Origin of the sequence: Rhizobium sp. LjRoot254 (assembly GCF_964254105.1) — a bacterium.
Classification (GTDB): Bacteria; Pseudomonadota; Alphaproteobacteria; order Rhizobiales; family Rhizobiaceae; genus Rhizobium_E.
On record NZ_CAXUSM020000001.1, the window covers coordinates 5,758,542 to 5,780,927 of the forward strand.

Here is a 22,386-nt window from a genome sequence, read left to right on the forward strand (position 1 = left end):
ATGGGAACAGCGAGCGACGTCATCGAAGAAAATGAACGCCGGGACATCCGTTCGCGCTGGCTGCTTTCGGCGCCCGCCCTGCTGATCATCCTGTTCGCCGCGGTCGGCCCGCTATTGATCGTGGTGGTCTATTCGTTTCTGGCGCCGGGGTCCTATGGTGATGTGAAGTGGCAGTTCTCGCCTGACGCATGGATCGGCGTGCTTCTCGAGCGCGACATGTTCGATGACACGCTTTCCTTCGCCGATGCCCACCTGACGATTTTCTGGCGTTCGATCAAACTCTCGGTCGCGACCACGGTGCTGACGCTGGTCTTCGGTTTTCCGACCGCCTACTTCATCACCACGCGATCGGAGCGGAGCCGGGATTTCTGGCTGTTCCTCATCACGATACCGTTCTGGACCAATGTGCTGATCCGTACCTTCGCGATCCAGGAAGTGATCCGCAACGGCGGCGTGATCAACTCGCTGCTCGCGATGACCGAGATCACCGATCGGCCGATTCAGCTGATGTATACGGACTTCGCCGTGCTGCTCGGCATGATCTACGTCTTCCTGCCGCTGATGGTGCTGCCGCTCTATGCCAGCATGGAGAAGATCGATTTCCGGCTGGTCGAGGCGGCCTATGACCTCTACGCCACCCGGTTCCAGGTGCTCAAGCGGGTGATCATCCCGCTGGTGAAGCCGGGCATCGTCGCCGGCTCCATCCTCGTCTTCATCCCCTCGCTCGGCGCCTATGTGACGCCGCGGGTCATGGGCGGCGGCTCCAACCTGATGATCGGTAACCTGATCGAGCTGCAATTCGGCCAGGGCCGCAACTGGCCACTCGGCGCCTCGCTCTCCATCACGCTGATGGCGATCGTGATGATCGCGATGATGGCTTTCGTCCGCAACACCAGCAGATCGGGGGCCGGACATGGCTAGCATCGTATCGACAACTTCCCGCCCGGAGCGAGCCAGGATGACAGCCAATCGCGTGCGCGGATTCGATATCAGGCAGCAGGGTGGCTTCACCTTCGTGGCAGCGCTCTGCTTCTTCGCCCTCTATGTGCCGATCGCCATACTGATCGTCTTCTCCTTCAACGACAACAATTCCACGGCCGTCTGGCGGGGGTTCTCGGCACGCTGGTTCGAGGCGGCCTGGAACAACGAGCAGGTCGTCGAGGCGGCGATCCGCTCTTTCCAGATCGCCGCGACATCAGCCTTGCTGGCGACAGTGGCGGCGACCATGGCGGCACTCGCGACAACCCGCACCAGGCCCTATCGCGGGCTGCAGTTCAAATATGCCTTCATCAACCAGCCGCTGATCGTCCCGGAAATCGTGCTTGCCGTGGCGCTGCTGATCTTCTTCTCAAGGATCAAGCTGGCGACGGGCTATTCGGGGCTCGGCTATCTCATCGCGGCGCATACGGCATTCTGCATTCCCTTCGCCTACCTGCCGATCCGGGCACGCCTCGAGAACATGGACCTGTCGCTCGAAATGGCGGCGGCGGACCTCTATGCCACGCCATGGAAGTGCTTCCGGAGGGTGACGCTGCCGCTGCTCTGGCCGGGCGTCATCGCGGGCCTCATGCTCGCCTTCGTCGTCTCTCTCGACGACGTGGTGATCACCGAATTCGTCAAGTCCGGTGGTCAGGAAACCCTGCCCACCTACATGCTCGGCCAACTGCGCCGCGGCGTGACGCCGGAAATCAACGCGATCTCGACGGTGTTCCTGCTGCTCTCGGTCGGCATCGTGACGGTATTTTTCTTTGCCAGCAGGAAACGGACCTGAGGTCGGCGACCGAGCGTCCAACAAAAGGGGAGAATGAACATGAACTGGAGAACGACCGCGGTCACGGCCGCCCTGATGATGCTCGGATCGGCGGGAACGGCGCTGGCCGAGGGCGAGCTCAACATCTACAACTGGGGAAATTACACCAGCCCTGAGCTGATCAAGAAGTTCGAGGAGACCTACAAGGTCAAGGTCACCGTCACCGACTTCGATTCCAACGATACGGCACTCGCCAAGGTCCGCCAGGGCGGGCACGGCTTCGACATCGTCGTGCCGTCGGCAAGCGTGGTGCCGATCTGGATCAGCGAAGGATTGCTGCTGGAGACACGCCCCGACCAGATGGAGAACTTCAGGAACGTGGACCCCAGATGGGTCGACGTCGCATTTGATCCGGGTCGCAAATACACGGTTCCGTGGCAATGGGGCACGACGGGCGTGTCGGTCAACACCTCGGTCTATTCCGGGGACCCGAACACCTCGGCAATCTTCCTCGATCCACCCCCTGAACTCGTCGGCAAGATCAATGTCCTGCCCGAACTGGGCGATATTCTCTACCTGACAATCAAATATTTCGGCGGCGACTATTGCACCGACGACAAGCAAATCCTCAGGAAGGTGCGTGACAAGCTGGTGGAGGCGAAGCCCAAATGGATGTCTCTCGACTATGCAGCGGTTGATGGCCTCGGCAGGGGCGATGTCGCGGCTGGCGTCAACTGGAACGGCGCCTCGCTCAGACAGAGGATAGTGAACGACAAGATCGTCTATGGCTATCCGAAGGAGGGCTACCCGATCTTCATGGACAATGTCGCGGTGCTCAAGGACGCGAAGAACGTCGAGAACGCCAAGCTCTTCCAGAACTTCATCATGGATCCGCAAAACGCGGCATTGATCTCGGCCTTCGCGCGCTATGCGAACGGGATCAAGGGCTCGGAGGCGTTCATGCCCGAGGATATGAAGACCGCCGCCGAGATCAACGTTCCGGCCGCGTTTCTCGACAAGGGCGAGTTCATGCCCACTTGCCCGGAGGACATCCGGAACCTCTACACGAAGATCTGGGTCGATATCCAGAAATAGCGTGACCTAAGGCGCCCCGGCCATGTCGGCCGGGGTCGTCCCTGACGTTACCCCCGCCACACACTTTCGCATTTCAAGCGCGACCCATCCGGTCGCAGGAGACTATCCATGACCGATCTCGACCTTTGCTACATGCCGGCGAACGAAGCGCTCCGCCTGTTCAAGGCGAAGAAGCTATCGCCCGTCGAATTGATGCAGGCGACGATTTCCCGCGCCGAGGCGACGGAGCCGACGATCAATTGCCTGACCTTCACCTATTTCGACGAGGCGATGGACCTCGCCCGCAAGGCCGAGGCGAAATATGCGAAGGGCGCGGCGACCGGCGCGCTTGAGGGGCTGCCGATCGGGATCAAGGACGAGAGCTACATCAAGGGCAAGCCGACATCGCATGGCTCGCTGCTGACCAATGACCAGATCAGCGATCACACGTCGCCGATCAACGAGCGCATCATGAAGGCGGGCGGCATCGTGCATGCCCGTACGGCAACGCCGGAATTCAGCTGCGCCGGCTATACCTGGTCGAAGCGCTGGGGTGTCACCCGCAATCCGTGGAACCCGGATTTCACGCCGGGCGGCTCCTCCGGCGGCACCGCGGCGACGCTGGCGGCGGGCACTTCGGCGATTGCGACGGGCTCAGACATCGCGGGCTCGATCCGTATTCCGGCATCGGCCTGCGGCCTGGTGGGGTTCAAGCCGCCCTATGGCCGCAATCCCGACGAGCCGCCGTTCAACCTCGACTTCTATTGCCATACCGGGCCCTTGGCGCGAAACGTCAAGGACGCGATCCTGTTGCAGAACGTCATGGCCGGCCCGAGCCCGATGGACATTGCGACGCTGCGTCCAAAGCTGCGGCTGCCGCTGGATTACAAGCCGATTAAGGGCTGGAAAATCGCCTTCTCCATGGATCTCGGCGAGTTCGAGGTGCATGAGGATGTACGCCGCAACACGCTTGCCGCCTGCGATGTGTTCCGCTCGCTGGGTGCCACGGTGGAGGAAGTCGATCTCGGCTGGGGCGGCGGGGTGCTGAAATCGGGCATGGCCTATCTCGAGCACCTGTTCGGCGCCTCGCTGTCGCCGCTGCTTGCCGAGCACGGTGACGACATGACGAGCTATGCGCGCCGCTTCGCCGAGGACGGTCGCGATTCGAAAGCCGCCGACTTTGTCGCGACGCTGGAGAGAGCCGCCAGGATGTACCAGACGCTGGGGCCGCTGCTGGAAAAATACGATGTGCTGATCTGCCCGACCAACGCGCTGGCCTCGGTGCCGGCGGAGTTCGATCACACCACGGACACGGTCGAGATCAACGGAAAGAGCGTCAACCCTTCGCTCGGCTGGGTGATGACCACGCCGTTCAACATGCTGAGCCGCTGCCCGGTCCTGTCGATGCCATCGGGCCATGCCAGCAACGGCGTGCCGACCGGCATCCAGATCGTCGGGCGTACCTATTGCGATGCCGACGTGTTCCGCGCGGCAACAGCCTATGAAACCGCCCAAGGTCAGTGGTATGGCAGCGCGGCAACACGTCCGTCGCTGTGATCAGGCGGGACAGGTTGCCATCGGCGGCTGGGCAGAATACCCGGCCGCCGATACCCGATCCGACGCTTGATCGGCGGCGGCAAGTGTGATGAGTGGTCGGCACGCGAGTGAGCAGGCAAATGCAGGATCCGATGGCAGAGGTTAAGCGTTCGACAGCCAATCCAGCCCCCCGGGATCGCCGGCGGGAGCGCGGTGAGGCGAGCGTGCAGCGCATTATCGACGCCACGATCGACCTGATCGCCGACGAGGGCCTCGCGAGCCTGACCATGCAGCGCATCGCCAGGCAGGTCAACGCGTCCACGGCGCTGGTGGTGTTCCATTTTCAAAGCAAGGAAAACCTGTTCAGGGCGGTGCTGCAATATCTGAGCGAGCAATACGACCGGCTGTGGGAGACCATGGTACGCGCGCCCGGTTTGACACCGGTCCAGCGCCTGCTGGGTGCGGTCGACTGCGCGCAGCGTTTCGGCCGGCTGCATCCGAAATGGGTTTCGGTGTTCGTCGTGTTCGCCAGCGACCGCAACAGCATGCAACTCTATCACGAAATCGGCCTGCCGGGCGACCTCGCCTACAACGCGGAATCGCGCGACCTGATCGCCGAGATCGCCCGTGATGGCGGCTACGATTCAGTCGATCCGGTCGTCCTGTCGGAGGGACTCAACTACCTGGTCCACGGCGCCTGGTTCTGGGATCACGTCAACCCGCCATCCGCCGATTCCGACGTGTTCCGGAAAACCGTGCTGAGATTGCTGCACCAGGCCTTTCCCCGCCATATCGATCTCGCATCGGACTGATGCTCACGGTCTCGGGATAGGGGGAGCGCCCGCACGGGCGTCGCCGCACTGATCCCCAGAGGCCTAAGACATAGGTGACCCTGACCTTCACCTTGACGCGATCAAGTGAAGACTTCCGCATTTCGAGCGGCAGCGGGGTTCGCATCCCATCACCACATTTTCAGTCGCCGCCCCACCGTTGCCGGGCACCGGCCAACGACTTTTATTCGACGTGCTCTCTTGACAATTCGTTCCTCTTGTCGCTGGATATCGAAATCCAGTAACACGGACATATGTCCGGTATATTGGACAACTGGGAAAACAGTCAAAAAGGGGAAATGCAATGTCTATGACCCTCCGTGCCAGATTGATCTCTCTGGTCGCCGCCGCCCTTCTTTCGTCGACACCAGCACTCGCTGATGGCAGCAAGCTCGACGAAATCCTTGCACGCGGCCATCTGATCGTCGGAACCGGCAGCACGAATGCGCCCTGGCATTTCAAGGATGCCAGCGACAAACTCGTCGGCTTCGACGTGGATATGGGCCACATCATCGCCAAGGCCCTGTTCGGCGATCCGGAGAAGGTGAAGTATGTCAACCAATCGTCAGATGCCCGCATTCCGAACATCACCACCGGCAAGGTGGATATCACCTGCCAGTTCATGACGGTGACCGGTGAGCGCGCCCAGCAGATCGCCTTCACCATTCCCTATTACCGCGAAGGCGTGGGCCTCATGCTGAAGGCCGACAGCAAATATGCCGACTACGCGGCGATGAAGGCCGCAGGCTCCGCCGTCACCATTTCGGTGCTGCAGAATGTCTATGCCGAAGCCATGGTGCATGCCGCCTTGCCGGAAGCCAAGGTCGACCAGTACGAGTCAGTGGACCTGATCTATCAGGCGCTTGAATCGGGCCGCTCCGATGCCGCTGCCACCGATCAGTCGTCGCTGGCCTGGTACATGACGCAGAATCCCGGCCGCTACAAAGACGCCGGCTACGGCTGGAACCCGCAGACCTATGCCTGCGGCGTCAAGCGCGGCGACCAGGATTGGCTGAATTTCACCAACACGGCGCTGCATGAAGCGATGACCGGCGTCGAGTTCGATTTCTATGCGAAATCCTTCAAGATGTGGTTCGGCAAGGACCTTGCGCCGCCGAAAATCGGCTTCCCGGTCGAGTATCAGTAAGCCATTCTCCCCTCGCGGCTCCGCCGATCGGGTGGAGCCGCTGGAACGTTTGATGGATCGTGGGCTTGCATGGGATATACCCTGAATTTCGCCGCCGTCTGGCGGAGCTTCGACCTGTTGCTCGAGGGGTTGGCGCTGAGCCTTGGCCTTGCCGTGGGGTCCATTCTCATTGGCTTCGCCATCGGTCTCGTCGTCGCCTTCGCCCTGGTGTCGAAGTCGCTCTGGTTGAGGAAGCCCGCCGGCCTCTATGTCACGGTGATCCGCAACACGCCGATCCTGGTGCTCGTGCTTTTCAGCTATTTCGCGCTGCCGGAGCTCGGCATACGGCTTGGCAAGATCGAGAGCTTTGTGATGACCTTGGCGCTCTATTCCGGCGCCTATCTCGCCGAAGTGTTCCGCGGCGGATTGCTCTCCGTGCCTTCGGGCCAGCGCGAGGCCGGGCTCGCGATCGGCCTGACCGAGATGCAGATCCGCACTTCGATCATCATCCCATTGATGCTGCGCAACGTCCTGCCGTCACTCTCGAGCACCTTCATCTCGCTGTTCAAGGATACGTCGCTTGCCGCAGCCATCGCTGTGCCGGAACTCACGTTCGAAGCGCGCAAGATCAATGTCGAGACGTTCCGGGTGATCGAGACCTGGATCGTCGCGAGTTGCCTTTATGTCGCCACCTGCTCACTGCTCGCCGCCGTCCTCCGGCAGGTCGAGCGGCGGCTCTCGGTGCCACGGTGATGCAGATGGAACTCTTCTCCTTTTTCGACCAGCTATGGCTCGCCCGGCTTCCGATCCTGAAGGGCCTCGGCGTCACCATATCGATCTCGTTTTTCGCCATCCTAGCCGGCACCCTGCTCGGTGTCGCCGTCGGGCTTGTCCTCACCTATGGCTATCGGCCCTTCCGCTGGCTGATCCGCGGCTACACGGATTTCATCCGGGGCACGCCGGTGCTGGTCCTGGTTCTGGCGAGCTATTACGTGCTGAGCACCATCGGCATCGACCTCGGCCCGTTCCAGGCCGGCGTCCTCGCACTTTCGGTTTTCTGCAGTTCGCATGTCGGCGAGTTGACGCGGGGTGCCCTGCAGTCGATCCCGAGCGGCCAGACCGAAGCCGCGAAGGCGATCGGGCTCACCTTCTCGCAGACCTTCGTCTATGTGCTCGGCCCGCAGGCCCTGCGTTCGGCCTTGCCGGCCTGGGTGAATACGGCAGCCGAAATGGTCAAGGCCTCGACGCTGCTATCGATCATCGGTGTGGCCGAGCTTCTGCTCCGGACGCAGGAGCAGATTTCGCGCACCTTCATGAGCCTCGAATTCTATTTCTTCGCGGGCTTTCTCTATTTCGTCATCAATTACGGCATCGAACGCTTCGGCCGCTATGTCGAGCGCAAGGTAACCGTTGCGTCATGAGGATCCGATGACTGGCACGCTTCTCGAAATAAGCGATCTTCACAAGCGCTACGGCAATGTCGAAGTGCTCAAGGGTGTCGATTTCACCATGAACCAGGGCGAGGTGATTTCCATCATCGGCTCCTCCGGTTCCGGCAAGACGACGATGCTTCGCTGCATCAACATGCTCGAGGATTTCCAGGGTGGAACGATCCGCATCGATGGACAGGAGATCGGCTACGACAGCGCGGGCGGCGTGCGCCGCCGCAAGAAGGAGAAGGACATTGCCCGCCAGCGGGCACTGACCGGCATGGCCTTCCAGCAGTTCAATCTTTTCCCGCATATGACGGCAGCGGGCAATGTCATGCTCGGCCTGACCAAGGTGCGCCGGATGAGCCGCGACGAAGCGCGTGCGGTCGCCGAGAAATGGCTCGACCGGGTCGGCCTGCTCTCGCGCGTCGATCACTATCCGGGGCAGCTCTCCGGTGGCCAGCAGCAACGCGTGGCGATCGCCCGCGCCATCGCCATGAATCCGAAGCTCATGCTGTTCGACGAGGTCACCTCGGCGCTCGATCCGGAACTGGTCAATGAGGTGCTGCAGGTGATCAAGGGCCTCGCCGCCGACGGCATGAGCATGTTGCTGGTGACCCATGAAATGCGCTTCGCCTATGAGACTTCGGCGCGGGTGGTGTTCATGAACCAGGGGCGGATCGGCGAACAGGGCAATCCGCGCGAGATGTTTCACCGGCCGCAAACAGAGCGGCTCGCGGAGTTCCTCAAGAATTCGACCTTCAACTGAAAAGCGGAGAACAATTGTGACAATCAAACGCTATGGCGCAGGCGAAACGGGCGCGGGCGGTCAGGCCTTGCCCTTTGCACGTGCGGTGGAGGCCAATGGCTGGCTCCACGTCTCGGGCCAGGTTCCGATGGAAAACGGCGAGATCGTCAAGGGCGGCATCATATCGGAGAGCCGCAGGGCGATCGAAAACATGATCGCCATCCTTCACGAGGCCGGCTACACCGTCGATGACGTGGTGCGGATCGGGGTCTGGCTCGATGATCCCAGGGATTTCTGGAGCTTCAACGGCGTCTATGCGGAGTATTTTGGCAAGAACCCTCCAGCGCGCGCTTGCGTTCAGTCGCGCATGATGGTCGATTGCAAAGTGGAAGTCGACTGCGTCGCCTATCGTGCGGATCGTGGATAGACATAATCTGGAGAACGGCATGGCCGAGGCCATCGGTGACACGATATCGCGGCGCACGCGCGGTTTGGATCGGGCTTTCGAGATCCTGGAATTCCTCCGGGTCAAGCGTCAGCCGATGCGCCCGAACGAGATCGCCTCGGAGATCGGTGCGCCACGTTCGTCCATCTACGAGCTGGTCAACCTGCTGCTCAGCCATGGAATGCTGGACTATCAGGGCGGCGATGGCAGGGTTTTCCTCGGCCGCCGCCTTTACTTTCTTGGCACGGCCTATGCCCAGCAATTCGATCTGATGCGGGAATGCGACCGCATGCTGGTTAGGCTTGCCGAGGAAACCCGGGAAACCGCGCAGATGTGCCTGCTCGAAGGCGACAAATACACGGTTGCCATGATGCGCGAGGGTATCCGTCCGTTCCGCATCTCCTCGAATATCGGCGAACTCGTACCAATTCCGTGGACGGCTTCCGGTCGGCTGCTGGTTTCGCATCTCGCCGACGAGCAGATCCTGGACCTGATCCCTCCTGAGGATTTCACCCTGCCAAGCGCGCGCAGACTGGAACCCGCCGATTTCATAGCCCAGGTGCGGCGCGCGGAATCTGACGGTTATTTCACCTTCAACAGCGAAGTCGAGAATTTCACGCATTGCTTTGCTGTGCCGATTCATCAGGTTGACGGTGCCTGTATCGCCACGCTTTGTCTGGTTGCCCCGCGAGAAGATGGCCTGCGAAATCGAACGGCCTATCTCGATAGCCTGCTGAATGCCGCCAGAGAAATCTCCGAGAAGCTGGGCTTTCACAACTCGAAAATCCCGGCTGCCCAAGCTCGGGCGTGATAACCACCTACCTCGCAACAAAATGCATCCCCCGACAATTGAACGGCTGGTGGTTCACATCCAATCAAAACCGAATAGTGTCAACGAAGGCCGCGCCGTCGCGGAGGGCAATGCATTTCTTTCGAAGCCATAATGAAAGAAGTTGGTTATGGTGATGTCGGTGCGGCCTTAATCAAAAGAATACGTCAATCGGGAGGAGCGACAAATGGCTGGAAAACCTGATCTCAAGAGGCGGAAGCAGTTCGATGGTGCGCGGGACATTGCCGCGGGGACTGGCAAGCCGTATCTCGACCCCGCAATTCTCTTCAATCGGGCGAGCGACGACGATCTCAGGCTCTACACCCCTGAAATGCTGGCGCATTCGGCCATTCGTTCAGCCCGCGAGCTAGCCGCATGGGACGGCAAGACGTCCCGCGTCAGCATCGAGCCTGTCGCAAATGTCGAGCCTGGCGGCGTGGCTGTCTCAGTGCTTTCGGTGACCGATCACAACAAGCCCTTCCTTTTTGAATCAGTCATGGGCGAGGTGACGAGCAGCTATCGCGACCTCTACATGGCAGTCCACCCGATGCTGGTTGTCGAGAAGGGCAAGTCGCCGGAACTCTATTCGGCCGAACATCCTGGCTCGCCGGCAAGTCGGGTCAGCCACATTCAGCTTCACCTTGCGCCCCTGACAGAGCTGCAATCCGCCGATCTGTTGAAACGTCTGAAGACAGTGCTGGAGCATGTCGGGCTTGTCGTCTCCGGCTGGAAGCCGATGCTTTCCAAGATGGATGCTGTCATCGAGGAGTTGTCAGCTCATGATGCTGGCCGCAGAAAGGCTGACCGCGACGAGGCAATCGCCTTCCTGGACTGGCTGCGCAACGGGAATTTCACTTTCCTCGGCATGCGGGAATATGTCTATTCCGGCAAGGGATTGGACGCCAAGGTCGAGCGCGACAAGGGCGCCGGCCTCGGCATCCTGTCGGACCCGGATGTCCGCGTGCTCCGCACGGGCACGGACGCCGTGACCACCACCCCTGAAATCCTTGCTTTCCTTGATGGTCCCGACTTCCTGATCGTGACCAAGGCCAACGTCAAGTCGGTGGTACACCGTCGCGGCTATATGGATTATGTCGGCGTCAAGCGCTTCGACGACAAGGGCAATGTCAGCGGCGAACTGCGCATCGTCGGTCTCTTCACGTCGACTGCCTATACCTCCACCCCGGATGAGATCCCGCTCCTGCGTTCCAAGGTCGAGCGGGTCAAGGCGCATTTCGGTTTTGACCCGATGAGCCATTCGGGCCGCATGCTGGCCAATACGCTCGAATCCTATCCACGCGACGACCTCTTCCAGATCGATGCAACATTGCTCGCAAGCTTCGCCGAACAGATCAACGATCTGGCTGATCGGCCGCGTGTGCGCGTGCTGCCGCGCATCGACCACTTCGATCGGTTCGTCTCCGTGCTCGTCTATGTGCCGCGCGAGGAATACGATTCCATCGTCCGCGAGAAGATCGGGATCTATCTGAAGACCGTCTATGACGGCCGCGTCTCCGCCTATTATCCGGCTTTCCCGGAAGGCGGCGTGGCACGCGTGCATTTCATCATCGGGCGCTCGGGCGGCAAGACGCCGCGTATTCCCCAGGCCGAGCTCGAAGACAAGGTCCGTGGCATCACCGCGCGCTGGGTCGAGCGCTTCGAGGCCCTGGCCGGACACGAGGCAAGCAGGATCCGCGTCGACAACGCCTTCCAGGACTCTTTCACGCCCGAGGAGACTGTGGCCGATCTTCCCGACATCCTCGCCTGCGCCAGGGGTGAGCCGATCCGCATCAAATTCTATCACCGCGAGGAGGAGCACGGCCCGGCGCTGTCGCTCAAGATCTTCCACGCGGGCGGTCAGCTCGCACTGTCGCGCCGGGTGCCGCTACTGGAAAATCTCGGCTTCAATGCCGTCAGCGAGCGAACCTTCGATATCGAGATGCCGGCTGCCGAAAGTGCAGCGAAGTCCGTCGTTCTGCACGACATGAAGGTCGAGGCCGTCGACGGCGGAGCCATCGACCTCGAACGATATGGCACGGCGCTCGGAGAGGCGTTCGTCGCCGCCTTCAACGGCGCCATCGACAATGACAGCTTCAACCGGCTGATCCTGTCCGCCGGTCTTTCGGCGCGCGAAGCCAATGTGCTACGGGCCTATGCGCGCTATCTGCGCCAGGCGGGCATTGCCTATTCGCAGGATTATATCGCTGCGACGCTGGACAAATATCCAGAGATCGCCGCGAACATGTTCTGTCTCTTCCACGACGAGCACGACATCAAGCTCGCGGAGAAGGCGCGCGCCAAGAAGCTTAAGGGCCTCCACGCAGCGATCGAAAATGCGCTTTCCGATGTGCCGAGCCTCGACGACGACCGCATCCTGCGCCGCTATGTCAATGTCATCGACGCGACGCTGCGCACCAACTATTTCCAGCGCAATCCCGACGGATCACCGAGGGCGATGCTTGCGTTCAAGCTCGATCCGAAACTGGTGGACGGCCTACCTGCGCCACGGCCCTTCCGCGAAATCTTCGTCTATGGCGTCGAAGTCGAAGGCGTGCATCTGCGCTTCGGTAAGGTGGCACGCGGCGGCCTGCGCTGGTCGGATCGCGCCGAGGATTACCGGACGGAGGTACTGGGCCTCGTGAAGGCACAGCAGGTCAAGAACGCGGTCATCGTGCCCGTCGGCGCCAAGGGCGGCTTCTATCCGAAGAAGCTCCCGGTCGGCGGCAGCCGTGAAGAGATCTTCAATGCCGGCCGCGAGGCCTACAAGACCTATATCCGAACGCTGCTCTCGATCACCGACAACATCTCGGGCGCCGACATCGTGCCACCGCCGGATACGGTCCGCATCGATGGAGACGACCCTTATTTCGTCGTGGCGGCCGACAAGGGCACGGCGACTTTTTCCGACACGGCCAATGCGCTTGCGCAGGAGGCGGGCTTCTGGCTGGACGATGCCTTCGCCTCAGGCGGCTCGGCGGGTTACGACCACAAGAAGATGGGCATCACGGCCCGTGGCGCCTGGGAAACGGCGAAACGCCATTTCCGCGAGATGGACATCGATATCCAGACAACGCCGTTTACGGTGGCTGGTGTCGGCGACATGTCCGGTGACGTCTTCGGCAATGGCATGCTGCTTTCGCCGAAGATCCGGCTCATCGCCGCCTTCGACCATCGCGACATCTTCATCGATCCGGACCCGGATATGGCGAAGACGCTCGCCGAGCGCCAGCGGTTGTTCGACCTGCCTCGGTCGAGCTGGCAGGATTTCAACAAGAGCGTGCTCTCGAAAGGGGCGATGATTATCTCCCGCGCCTCGAAATCGGTGACGCTGACGCCGGAAGCGGTATCGGCCATCGGGATCGACAAGAGCGTTGCGACGCCCTTCGAGATCATGAGCGCGATCCTCAGGAGCCCCGTCGACCTGCTCTGGTTCGGGGGCATCGGCACCTATGTCAAATCGGCTTCGGAAACCGATGCCGACGTCGGCGACCGCGCCAACGATCCGATCCGCATCGCCGCGGATGAGGTGCGCGCCAATGTGATCGGCGAGGGCGCCAATCTCGGCGTCACACAGAAGGGGCGTATTGCCTATGGTCTGAAGGGTGGCCGCTGCAATTCCGATGCGATCGACAATTCGGCCGGCGTCAACACCTCTGACGTCGAGGTCAACATCAAGATCGCGCTTGCCGCCGCCATGCATGATGGACGGTTGACGCGGGCGAAGCGCGACCAGCTGCTGCCGTCGATGACCGAGGAGGTGGCGGAGCTCGTGCTGCGCAACAACTATCTACAATCGCTGGCGATTTCGCTGACGGAGAGGAAGGGTACGGCCAACGGCCTGGAACTGGCCCGCTTCATGAGCGTGCTCGAAGGCGCCAAGCAATTGAACCGCAAGGTCGAAACCTTGCCGGACGATGTCACGCTTGCCGAACGCTATGCGGCCGGAAAGCCGCTGACCCGCGCGGAAATCGGCGTTCTGCTCTCCTATGCCAAGATCGTGCTCTTCGATGCGCTGGTGGCGAGCCCACTACCCGACGATCCCTATTTCGAAGCAACGCTTGCCCAATATTTTCCGGCGAAGATGCGGAAGTCGAACGCCGCCGATATTGCAAGTCACCGGCTACGCCGCGAGATCGTTGCGACCGTCCTCGCCAACGAGGCGATCAATCGCGGCGGTTCGCCCTTCGTCGTCAACATGATGGATGCGACAGCCGCCACTGCGCCCGACGTGGTGCGCGCATCGATCATCGCCCGCGACGGTTTCCATCTCGCCCGGCTATGGACCGAGACCGACGCGCTCGACGGCAAGATTTCCGGACGCATGCAGAATCGTCTCTATGCGGAAATCGGCCATGTCTTCACCGTGCTAACGCGCCTGCTGTTGAAGACCACCATGGTGAAAGACGACATGTCCAGTGTTGTCGGTACCATTCAAGCCATGCTCAAGGAACTCAAGCCGACGCTGGCCGGACGGCATTTGCCGGAATATGCCGCGCGCCGGACCGAATATGTCGATGCTGGGGTGCCGGCGAAGCTGGCGGAAGAGATCGCCGGCCTTTCGGTTTTCGCCCTGGTGCCGGAGATCATGCAGATCGTCGAGCGTACCGATGCGCCATTGACGCGTGCCGCCGAGGGCTATTTCGACGTGTCGCAGACCTTCCGCATCGAGCGCCTTCTTGCGGCAGGCAACAGGATCGTCACGTCCGACCACTACGAGAATCTGGCGCTTGCGCGCAGCATCGACCAGATCGCCACCTCGCGGCGTGACATCGTGATCGCCGCGCTCGCCAATCACGCCAGGGAGAAACGTCCGGTCGAGGTCTGGCATGCCGGAGACCAGGTCCGCATCAACCGCATCGTCGAAGAGCTCTCGGGCCTCAGCGACGGCGGTGAACCGAACCTCGCCCGCATCACCGTCGCCGCCGGCCTGCTGACCGATCTGGCGCGCGATACCGCGGGAACCGAATTCGGCACGCGGCGGGGTGGGCCGGGATAGTGAGATGAAAAAGGATCGTGGGCGTGACAGGGATCGAACCTGTGACCCCTTCGGTGTGAATGTAGTGGTCGTATTTCCCGGTACTTCCTGCCTAGTGAAATAACTACATTATTTTCAAACACATAAAGAGGATTGCGCGCCTCAAGGAATATGACGATGTCTTGCCAATTCCCGTCGAAGTGATTACTATTTGATTACTGCGAAGGGGGCAAGGATGAGGATAACGAAACGTTGGATCGATCAAGTGGAAGCGACGTCTCAGGATGCATTCTATTGGGATGACAGCTTGAAGGGGTTCGGGGTTAAGGTCACGAAGGGCGGAAAGAAGAACTTCGTGCTCCAATGCCGGTTGAACGGTGACGTGCGTCGGTTCACGATAGGCCAGTACGGACATCCTTGGTCTCCAGACCAAGCGAGGGAGGCCGCTCTACGGATGCTCGCAGATGTTAGTCGAGGCGTTGATCCGACTTCGGAGAAGCGTGCCAAGCGCGATCAGCCGACAGTCGCGGAATTGGCCAAGACTTACATCGCCGAAGGCATGAGTCATAAGAAAGCTGGAACAAGGGAGATCGAGGCGGGACTTACTCGCCGGCACATCCTGCCGCTGCTGGGGCGTCGGAAGGTGGCAGACCTAACCAAGGCTGATCTCCAGCGCTATTTGGGGCAGGTTGCAGATGGCAAGACCGCTACCGACGAGAAGACCAAAGCTCGCGGACGTGCGATTGTGAAGGGCGGGCGCGGTTCCGCCAATCGGTCGATGGACTTGCTAGCCTCGATGCTGACCTACGCCGTGGAGTTGGGTTGGCGGTCAGATAATCCAGCGAAAGGCGTCAAGAAATTCAAACTGAAGAAGCACGATCGATATCTGAATGCTGAGGAATTGGAACGCCTCGGTGACGCCTTGAAAACCGAACGGGAACGGGGTGCGAGCGAGTTCGCGATTGCCGCGATCCGGTTCTTGCTCCTCTCGGGGTGCCGTCGCAATGAAGCGCTGACATTGCAATGGGGGTGGATCGACTTCGATCATAGCCTTGCAAAGCTGCCTGACAGTAAGACAGGACAGAAGGTGCTGATGTTTGGGGCAGGGGCCTTAGCCTTGCTTAAGGACTTGGAGAGGGTCGATGACGCGCCCCTCGTCTTCCCGTCCGCAGCGGGTGGTGTCACACCGATTAGCATTCAGAAGGTCTGGGACAAAGTTCGCAAAGCCGCCAAACTTGATGACCTTCGCCTTCACGACCTGCGGCACAACTTCGCCAGCGCGGCCGTGTCCTCGGGTCAAAGCCTCTATGTCGTTGGAAAGCTACTCGGGCACAGTCAAGCGCAAACGACTCAGCGCTATGCGCATCTAGCGCCGGATCCGATGCGGCAGGCCGCAGATGACATTTCGATTGCGTTGAACAAGAGCGTGGGGGGATAGTAACGTATCTATCCGGCGAAGGCCGTGGCTCCTTCATGTCTTCGCCGATGGAGGCGGCCATGCGGGCGATAAGCTGAAAAAGCGACGGCACAAAATCGACAAATGGACGCTCGAAATCATCGAGCGTTCCAACGAGGAGAAGGGTTTTGAAATCCTGCCGTGCCGCTGGAACGTAGACCGGACGTTCGAATGGCTGGGTCGGTTCCGCAGGTTGGCAAAGGACTTCAAGAAATCCATCGCTTCAGTCGAGGTGCATCACGATCGCCCAAATCTGCAGGCTCATGACTCGCAAGATGCGGATATCGTTAAGGTCTTTTCGGGTCCGAACCGAGAGCTCTTGGTGTAAATCAACACACGTTAGGGTATATTCAGCCGTGAAGTCGCTTGTTTGTGAACAGACGCCGTGACATGCGGTCGACATCAACTATCTGCTACAGGGTAAGCCTATGGTATAAACTTTGGGGTGAAATTAATTGTTACCCATTAAAGTTCATTTGTACGCCATAATCTAATCTAAGCTTGGCGGAGATATTTTCGAACCAATTTTCCAGCACTGCGCTGGAGCGAGCCGGGTCGGAGAACCTTTTGGCAATGATTTCGCTAATGACGTCGATAACTACTTCATCCGCATGGATCGACTATCACTGTTCCAAGCGTCAGCGCGCTCATGGTCACATTTCGCTCGGGGAAGAACAGTCGATTGTGTTTCACGGTCTGACGGGCGTATCGCAGCACGGGCACCTGCGAAATGAGAAGATAGTCCCGCGCAATTTTGTCCTGAAGATCCTTGTTGGACTTCGGATAGTATTGACCAAGCGGCGTCCCGATCACAGCGATCGTCTGGCCACCTGCTTCGATGGCGGCCGTAAGGGCTGCAGTATCTATGCCCTCGGCCAGCCCAGACACAACCGTGAGGCCCTTCTTGACCATAGCCGTGGCAATACGCGCAGCCTTATCCAATCCATCCGGGCTAGCCTTTCGACTGCCAACAATTGCCACACTCGGCGTTTCGGCCAATTCCCAGTAGCCCTGAAAATACAAAACCTCTACAGGATATTTTGCGTCTCGCAGCTTTTCGGGATAGTCGCCGGCATGATGAATTCGCACGCCATAGCGCTTGACGCCAGCGTGCCTTAGCTTCTCATAGACCTCTTGAGTGGCCTGCTCGATAACTTTCGGCTCAACGAAATCCGAAGGCATGGCAGCGGGGTCAGCGCTGAAACGGTCAGCGATGGTCTTAAAGGTTGCCTTTTCCTCCAGCCACATGGCTTCATAGGCCCCCAGCTCCTTACCCGGAAAAATGGGGGATACAGCCGGGCCGTTGTCTCGTTGCGAAAACAACATTCCGTTCATTGTAAGTTCTCCAACTCCAGTTTCATCGAAGCCGTCGAGGTATCAACTCCCTCAGCGGGCGGAAGATACTTATTAACACAAATATTCCTTGTCTCGCGGTTACCGGCGACTTGCACTACCAAATGTTCTCTATATGTTCTATGTTTGATAGTCAATTCTGGCTGGTTTGTGATGCTATTTCCCCCTGTGGTATATGACCACGCCTTAGGGCAGCACGTCGAAGGCGATGGGACGTGATCGCTCAAGGCGAGCCAATCCGCTGGCATTCCCACCTCGACAAGACTACACCCGCGTCCGAAAGCGTGACACATTCGAGCTTTTCGTCGCGACACTCGCAACATAGAGATTCTGACTTTCGACGAACTGCTAGACCGTGCCCGGTTCATCACGAAGGAATAATGCGCAACTGATTATGCAGCGAGCCGTGCGAGCAAATTCGCAACCTGTCCAACGCCCATGATCCGCCGCGAGGGCCTTGATGCCGCGTTCTGTGAGGCCATCAGCTATTGCTTGCAACGTATTTTGACCGGAGGCACGCAACCCGCTAAGCTACAAGCGCTCTGCAATTGAGGAAGAGGCAACGAGCGCTCAGGTAGTCTTAACCGGCCCGCCGTGCGGTGGGGGCTCGAGCAATTGCTAGGTGAGGCTGGCATTGGGCAATCTTTGCCGACTTCATCTCATCGCTATCAAATAGCGTGACGCGGGTCCCTTTGGTGCAGCTTAATACCGACCAATGACCTTGATCGCCGTCATCAAGGTGTAGGATCACCGCGATCGATGTCAACGCTGCCGCGTCGGAGAGCCATTTCGCCGGGTCTCGACTATGCGGCCCTAACCCAAGTCGACTTGGCCGGACGAGGTGGAAGTCATATCCGATTCGATGCATGTAGCGGATTGCGGCTTTGGCGACGCAGTCCAATTCAATGCCGTCCATCCCCTCGTGAACAAGTTCTGCTGGGGGGCAAATACGCGCCGCAGTTCTCATCATCGCGCGGAGTAGGCCCGAAGGACTTTCCTGCTTATCGAAGACTTCAGGTCTGATCTTCAACATGGCATTGGCGATGGAATAGAACCCGCAATATGCGTCCAAAGATCCCTGTCTAAACGGGCGGGCGGGCTGATGAATGACGGCCGTTTTAAAGCTTTCAGAATGTTTTCCTAACCTCACCGCATCGTCCTCAGTAATCGTTAGAAAGCATAATAGTCATGATCCGCATTGTGCTTGCCGGGTCGGCAGGATTGGGCGAACGGAAGCGTCCAGAGAGATCGTAGTAGTCGATCTTGAACATTACGCTGTTGGTATCGATCTCGACCTCGCCGAAGTCATGCTCGCCGTAGGGATCGTTATCCTCGGAGAATGAATTGTAGGAGCGAACGGCATCCATAACATGTCGCTTTCTGTCGTGACCGAGTCCATCAACGCCAAGTGTCAGCAGAATTTGTCCGCCACGACCGTTCACACGAAGTTCGTCGTTCAGAGCCCGGATTTTGAGTTGGCCCTCAGTGGCATCATTCGATTTGTTCACTTTTTGTTCTTCTGTTGAGTCCGAATTTTTCATGTCTAGTCCCCTTTTACATCATGCGAATGAGGCGACGCTGGATATCGTGGTCGCCGTCAATGTAGGCTTGAGTGGTCTCAATGGATCGATGCCCTACAAGTTGCTGAACGTCCCGGAGTGAGCCGCCTGCTTTCGAGACAAGGCGCGCTGCTCGGGTAACGAACGTCCGGCGACCTGAATGCGACGAACACCCTTCCAACTGAGCTTGGCGGCATGCTTGGGTAAACCAGTTCACGATAGACTTTGGTGTCATGGGGAGTGGAGTTAGAGGCTCACTCACCAATCCGTCGAACGGTGATTCAACGGGCCCTCGTTCGCTGACGATCACTGGACCCTTGCGCATACTGCGGCTTCTCAATTTCACAAGCGAGCGTTTGAGGTCGCTATGAATGGGAAGGCGGCGAGCCAGCCCGTACTTGGTGATCGCGCCGGGAAGGGTGATGACGTTCGCCACATTGCCTCGACCATCCGTCACCATGGACCAATCCAGCAGTGCAATTTCGGATGCTCGCAGTCCGGCGCGGACACTGAGTTGCACGATTGCGGAATTGCGAAAGGGATGCCGCGACTCATTGGCGACCTTCAGGAGTCGCTTGATATCCGCGTCGGATAGGATTTTTGCCTGACCGCCTGCCATGTGAGCCTCAATGTGGACGTTTGCCCTCCCATTGAATCACAACGAAGCCTCCTTCTCAAGTCCGAATACGTAATTATATCAGATATTTAGAGATTTTTTCGCCCGCCGTGAAATGCCTGCGCCAGAGTTCAAATTCATCCTGCGGCATGGCAAAATGTGAATTGGGCGGACGCCCGTGGAGAACCGTCAAAAACTCGGTTCCAACGTTCCCGCGACTTCCCATAAAGCTGATTACTGTGTGATTACTGGCAAATAATGAAGCCGGCATGCGATCAATTTTTGCGCGCAACAACATATTGAAATTATTGAGGAAAGGATGGTGGGCGTGACAGGGATCGAACCTGTGACCCCTTCGGTGTGAACGAAGTGCTCTCCCGCTGAGCTACACGCCCATCCCCATGAAAAATAACAATGAATTGAAACTCTTCGGCGGAATTGGCGCCTGACTAGCAGTTTTTCCTGGGCTTTGCAAGAGATCAGGAAAGCAGTAGGCGCCAGATTTCGGATCAGCCGCCTTCGAAGCCGATCAGGACGCCGACAGCGTTGGTGCCGATGTCGGCGACGGCGTAGCCGCCTTCCATGACGAACAGCGTCGGCAGGCCGAGCCCGGCGATGCGGGCGCCGATCTTGGGGAAGTCCTCGATCTTCAGCTTGAACTTGGAGATCGGGTCTTTCTCATAGGTATCGACGCCGAGCGAGACGATCATGACATCGGGCGCGTATCCGGCGAGCTTGCGGCAGCCGTCGTCGAGTGCGGCGCTCCATGTCTCCCAGTCGGTGCCCCAGCGCATGGGATAATTCAGGTTGAAGCCCTCGCCGGCGTCCTGGCCCTTCTCATCGGCATGGCCGAGGAAATAGGGATACTCCTGCATCGGGTCGGCGTGGAGGTTGATCACCTGCACGTCATTGCGGGCGTAGAAGATTTCCTGCGTGCCGTTGCCATGGTGATAATCGACGTCGAGGATCGAGACGCGTTTGGCGCCGTGGTCGAGGAACCACTGGGCGGCGACGGCAGCGTTGTTGATGTAGCAGTAGCCGGCCATGAAGTTGTGGCCCGCATGGTGGCCGGGCGGGCGGCACAGCGCAAAGGCCGCGCGTTCGCCGTGTTGCACCAGACCGGCGGCGGTGAGCGCCACGTCATGCGAGGATTTGATCGCGTCCCAGGTGCCTTCGACATGGCCACAGCCGCCGTCAAAGGAATAGAAGCCGAGCTGACCGTCGATATGTTCGGGCAGCTTGTCGCCGCGCAGGCCACGCGTCGGCCAGGTGAAGGGCAATGCCGTGCCCTCGCGGCCCTCCGCCTTCCAGCGCGAATAGACGGTGGGCAGGAAATCGAGATAGGCCTTGTCATGCACCTTGGCGGCGGTGGAGAGATCGTGCTCGACGGGTTCGACTACCGGGCCAAGATTGACTTCCTTGACACGCGAGAGGACGAACTCCGCGCGCGAGGGCATCTCGAAGGCGGGCACGATGGCGCCGGCGACGAGTTCGGTGTTGCCGGAATGGCCGTGATGGCGCGGCGAAAAGACAGTCTTCATGATCCATACTCGCATTGAAGAAAGGCCGCCCCGCAGGTATGCGAGGCGGCCAGACTATTAGACTGGTCTTACTTCTGCAGTTCAGTCCAGATCTTGGTGTAGAGCACCTGGACCTCTGGCGGGCAGGTCTCGGACTGAACGCCATTCTTGGCGAATTCCGCCGGCACGTTGACCTCGGGCGCGTCCTTCATGTCTGATGGCATGAACTTGTCGGAGCCATCGATGCCGTTGGCATAGCGGTGGAAGCCCGAGTTCATGCCGGCATTTTCCGGATCCATCATGAAGTTCTGGAACAGCTTGGCATTCTCGACATTCTTGGCGTCCTTCAGCACTCCGACATTGTCGGACCAGTAGACGAAGCCCTCCTTCGGATAGCCGTAACGGATCGAAGGCTTCTGCAGGCGTTGGCGAAGTGCCGAGCCATTCCAGTCGCTCGAAGCAGCAAAGTCGCCGGCAACCATCTTGTCGATCGTGCCGTATTCCATGGCAACCCAGTTGGGCTTGGCGGCAACAAGCGTGTCGCGGACCTTCTTCAGGATCGTCAGGTCGCCGGTGCATTTCTTGCCGCCGTTATAGAGCACGGCCGCATCGATCACGTCGTTCATCTCAGGCACGACGTTGACCTTGCCCTTGAGCTCATCAGGCGTGTCGAAGACGATGGCCCAGGTGTTGATGTCGCCCTTGTAGACGTCTGTGTTCACGACCGTGCCGACGGTGCCCATCGCCCACGGAACAGTGTATTTGCGACCGGGATCGAACGGAGGATCGGCCCATTGCTTGGCGACGTTCTTGAAGTTCGGCATCTTGGATGGATCGGTTTCGAGCAGCAGGCCTTCGGAAATCCAGATCGGGACATAATTCTGCGAGGGCACGACGATATCGAAGCCATGGCCGCCCTGGCGGATCTTGGCGAGCGCCGTATCGTTGGAGTCATAGTCGGTGATGGTGACCTTGACGTTGTTTTCCTTCTCGAACTTCTTGATCATGTCGGGGCTGGTGTAATTGCCCCAGTTGTAAATTTGCAGTTCGCCGTCGGCATATGCCATCGCCGTGGAGGCCAGCAGCATCGCTGCCGCAGCCAGAATTTTCCTACCCGTTTTCATAGTTGTTTCCCTTTC

Annotated in this window: 18 protein-coding genes, 1 tRNA gene and 1 pseudogene; 14 read left to right on the forward strand and 6 right to left on the reverse strand. The window is 59.4% G+C overall.

What is annotated here, in order from left to right; all coding sequences use genetic code 11:
* The 14 genes and pseudogenes from ACSQ26_RS28350 to ACSQ26_RS28415 form a co-directional block, all read left to right on the forward strand.
* Entirely contained in the window at positions 1–921 is a 921-nt protein-coding gene (locus ACSQ26_RS28350; protein ID WP_436014922.1) for an ABC transporter permease, read from the forward strand.
* A 37-nt stretch (positions 922–958) separates the two neighbouring features.
* Positions 959–1,771 carry an ABC transporter permease gene (locus ACSQ26_RS28355; RefSeq protein WP_436014924.1) on the forward strand — a complete coding sequence of 271 codons (813 nt, stop codon included), beginning with the start codon at positions 959–961 and terminating at the stop codon, positions 1,769–1,771.
* A 39-nt stretch (positions 1,772–1,810) separates the two neighbouring features.
* On the forward strand, positions 1,811–2,845 hold the full coding sequence (locus ACSQ26_RS28360) for an extracellular solute-binding protein (RefSeq protein WP_436014926.1): 1,035 nt from the start codon (positions 1,811–1,813) through the stop codon (positions 2,843–2,845).
* Between the two features lie 108 nt (positions 2,846–2,953).
* A complete protein-coding gene (locus ACSQ26_RS28365; protein WP_436014928.1) occupies positions 2,954–4,381 on the forward strand; it encodes an amidase in 1,428 nt (475 codons plus the stop codon).
* Positions 4,382–4,512: 131 nt separating this feature from the next.
* The gene (locus tag ACSQ26_RS28370) at positions 4,513–5,172 is read left to right on the forward strand and encodes a TetR/AcrR family transcriptional regulator (RefSeq protein WP_436014930.1); all 660 of its coding nucleotides are present in this window, start codon (positions 4,513–4,515) and stop codon (positions 5,170–5,172) included.
* Positions 5,173–5,494: 322 nt separating this feature from the next.
* A complete protein-coding gene (locus ACSQ26_RS28375; protein ID WP_436014932.1) occupies positions 5,495–6,337 on the forward strand; it encodes a transporter substrate-binding domain-containing protein in 843 nt (280 codons plus the stop codon).
* 69 nt (positions 6,338–6,406) lie between these two features.
* Positions 6,407–7,069, forward strand: a complete 663-nt coding sequence (locus tag ACSQ26_RS28380) for an amino acid ABC transporter permease (protein ID WP_436014934.1) — start codon at positions 6,407–6,409, stop codon at positions 7,067–7,069.
* A 5-nt stretch (positions 7,070–7,074) separates the two neighbouring features.
* Positions 7,075–7,737: an amino acid ABC transporter permease gene (locus tag ACSQ26_RS28385; RefSeq protein ID WP_436015516.1), complete on the forward strand. Its 663-nt coding sequence runs from the start codon at positions 7,075–7,077 to the stop codon at positions 7,735–7,737.
* Between the two features lie 7 nt (positions 7,738–7,744).
* Positions 7,745–8,515, forward strand: a complete 771-nt coding sequence (locus ACSQ26_RS28390; RefSeq protein ID WP_436014936.1) for an amino acid ABC transporter ATP-binding protein — start codon at positions 7,745–7,747, stop codon at positions 8,513–8,515.
* Positions 8,516–8,531: 16 nt separating this feature from the next.
* Positions 8,532–8,921 (forward strand): RidA family protein, encoded by a 390-nt coding sequence (locus tag ACSQ26_RS28395; RefSeq protein ID WP_258158522.1) that lies wholly within the window; start codon positions 8,532–8,534, stop codon positions 8,919–8,921.
* 19 nt (positions 8,922–8,940) lie between these two features.
* Positions 8,941–9,750, forward strand: a complete 810-nt coding sequence (locus ACSQ26_RS28400; protein WP_436014939.1) for an IclR family transcriptional regulator — start codon at positions 8,941–8,943, stop codon at positions 9,748–9,750.
* Positions 9,751–9,955: 205 nt separating this feature from the next.
* A complete protein-coding gene (locus tag ACSQ26_RS28405) occupies positions 9,956–14,764 on the forward strand; it encodes an NAD-glutamate dehydrogenase (RefSeq protein WP_436014941.1) in 4,809 nt (1,602 codons plus the stop codon).
* Positions 14,765–14,978: 214 nt separating this feature from the next.
* Positions 14,979–16,181, forward strand: a complete 1,203-nt coding sequence (locus tag ACSQ26_RS28410; protein ID WP_436014943.1) for a tyrosine-type recombinase/integrase — start codon at positions 14,979–14,981, stop codon at positions 16,179–16,181.
* A 7-nt stretch (positions 16,182–16,188) separates the two neighbouring features.
* Positions 16,189–16,477 (forward strand): annotated as a pseudogene (locus ACSQ26_RS28415) (transposase); the annotation flags it as partial.
* A gap of 325 nt (positions 16,478–16,802) precedes the next feature.
* Here ACSQ26_RS28415 and ACSQ26_RS28420 read toward each other — a convergent pair.
* From ACSQ26_RS28420 to ACSQ26_RS28445, 6 genes are all read right to left on the reverse strand, one after another.
* The gene (locus ACSQ26_RS28420) at positions 16,803–17,534 is read right to left on the reverse strand and encodes a DNA-processing protein DprA (RefSeq protein ID WP_436014945.1); all 732 of its coding nucleotides are present in this window, start codon (positions 17,532–17,534) and stop codon (positions 16,803–16,805) included.
* 1,178 nt (positions 17,535–18,712) lie between these two features.
* Positions 18,713–19,093 (reverse strand): DUF3768 domain-containing protein, encoded by a 381-nt coding sequence (locus ACSQ26_RS28425; RefSeq protein WP_436014947.1) that lies wholly within the window; start codon positions 19,091–19,093, stop codon positions 18,713–18,715.
* Between the two features lie 13 nt (positions 19,094–19,106).
* A complete protein-coding gene (locus ACSQ26_RS28430) occupies positions 19,107–19,730 on the reverse strand; it encodes a tyrosine-type recombinase/integrase (protein WP_436014949.1) in 624 nt (207 codons plus the stop codon).
* 317 nt (positions 19,731–20,047) lie between these two features.
* Positions 20,048–20,122, reverse strand: a tRNA-Val gene (locus ACSQ26_RS28435).
* A gap of 114 nt (positions 20,123–20,236) precedes the next feature.
* Positions 20,237–21,268, reverse strand: a complete 1,032-nt coding sequence (locus ACSQ26_RS28440) for a histone deacetylase family protein (RefSeq protein WP_436014951.1) — start codon at positions 21,266–21,268, stop codon at positions 20,237–20,239.
* Positions 21,269–21,336: 68 nt separating this feature from the next.
* Positions 21,337–22,371 carry an ABC transporter substrate-binding protein gene (locus ACSQ26_RS28445; RefSeq protein ID WP_436014953.1) on the reverse strand — a complete coding sequence of 345 codons (1,035 nt, stop codon included), beginning with the start codon at positions 22,369–22,371 and terminating at the stop codon, positions 21,337–21,339.
* Between the last annotated feature and the right edge of the window lie 15 nt (positions 22,372–22,386).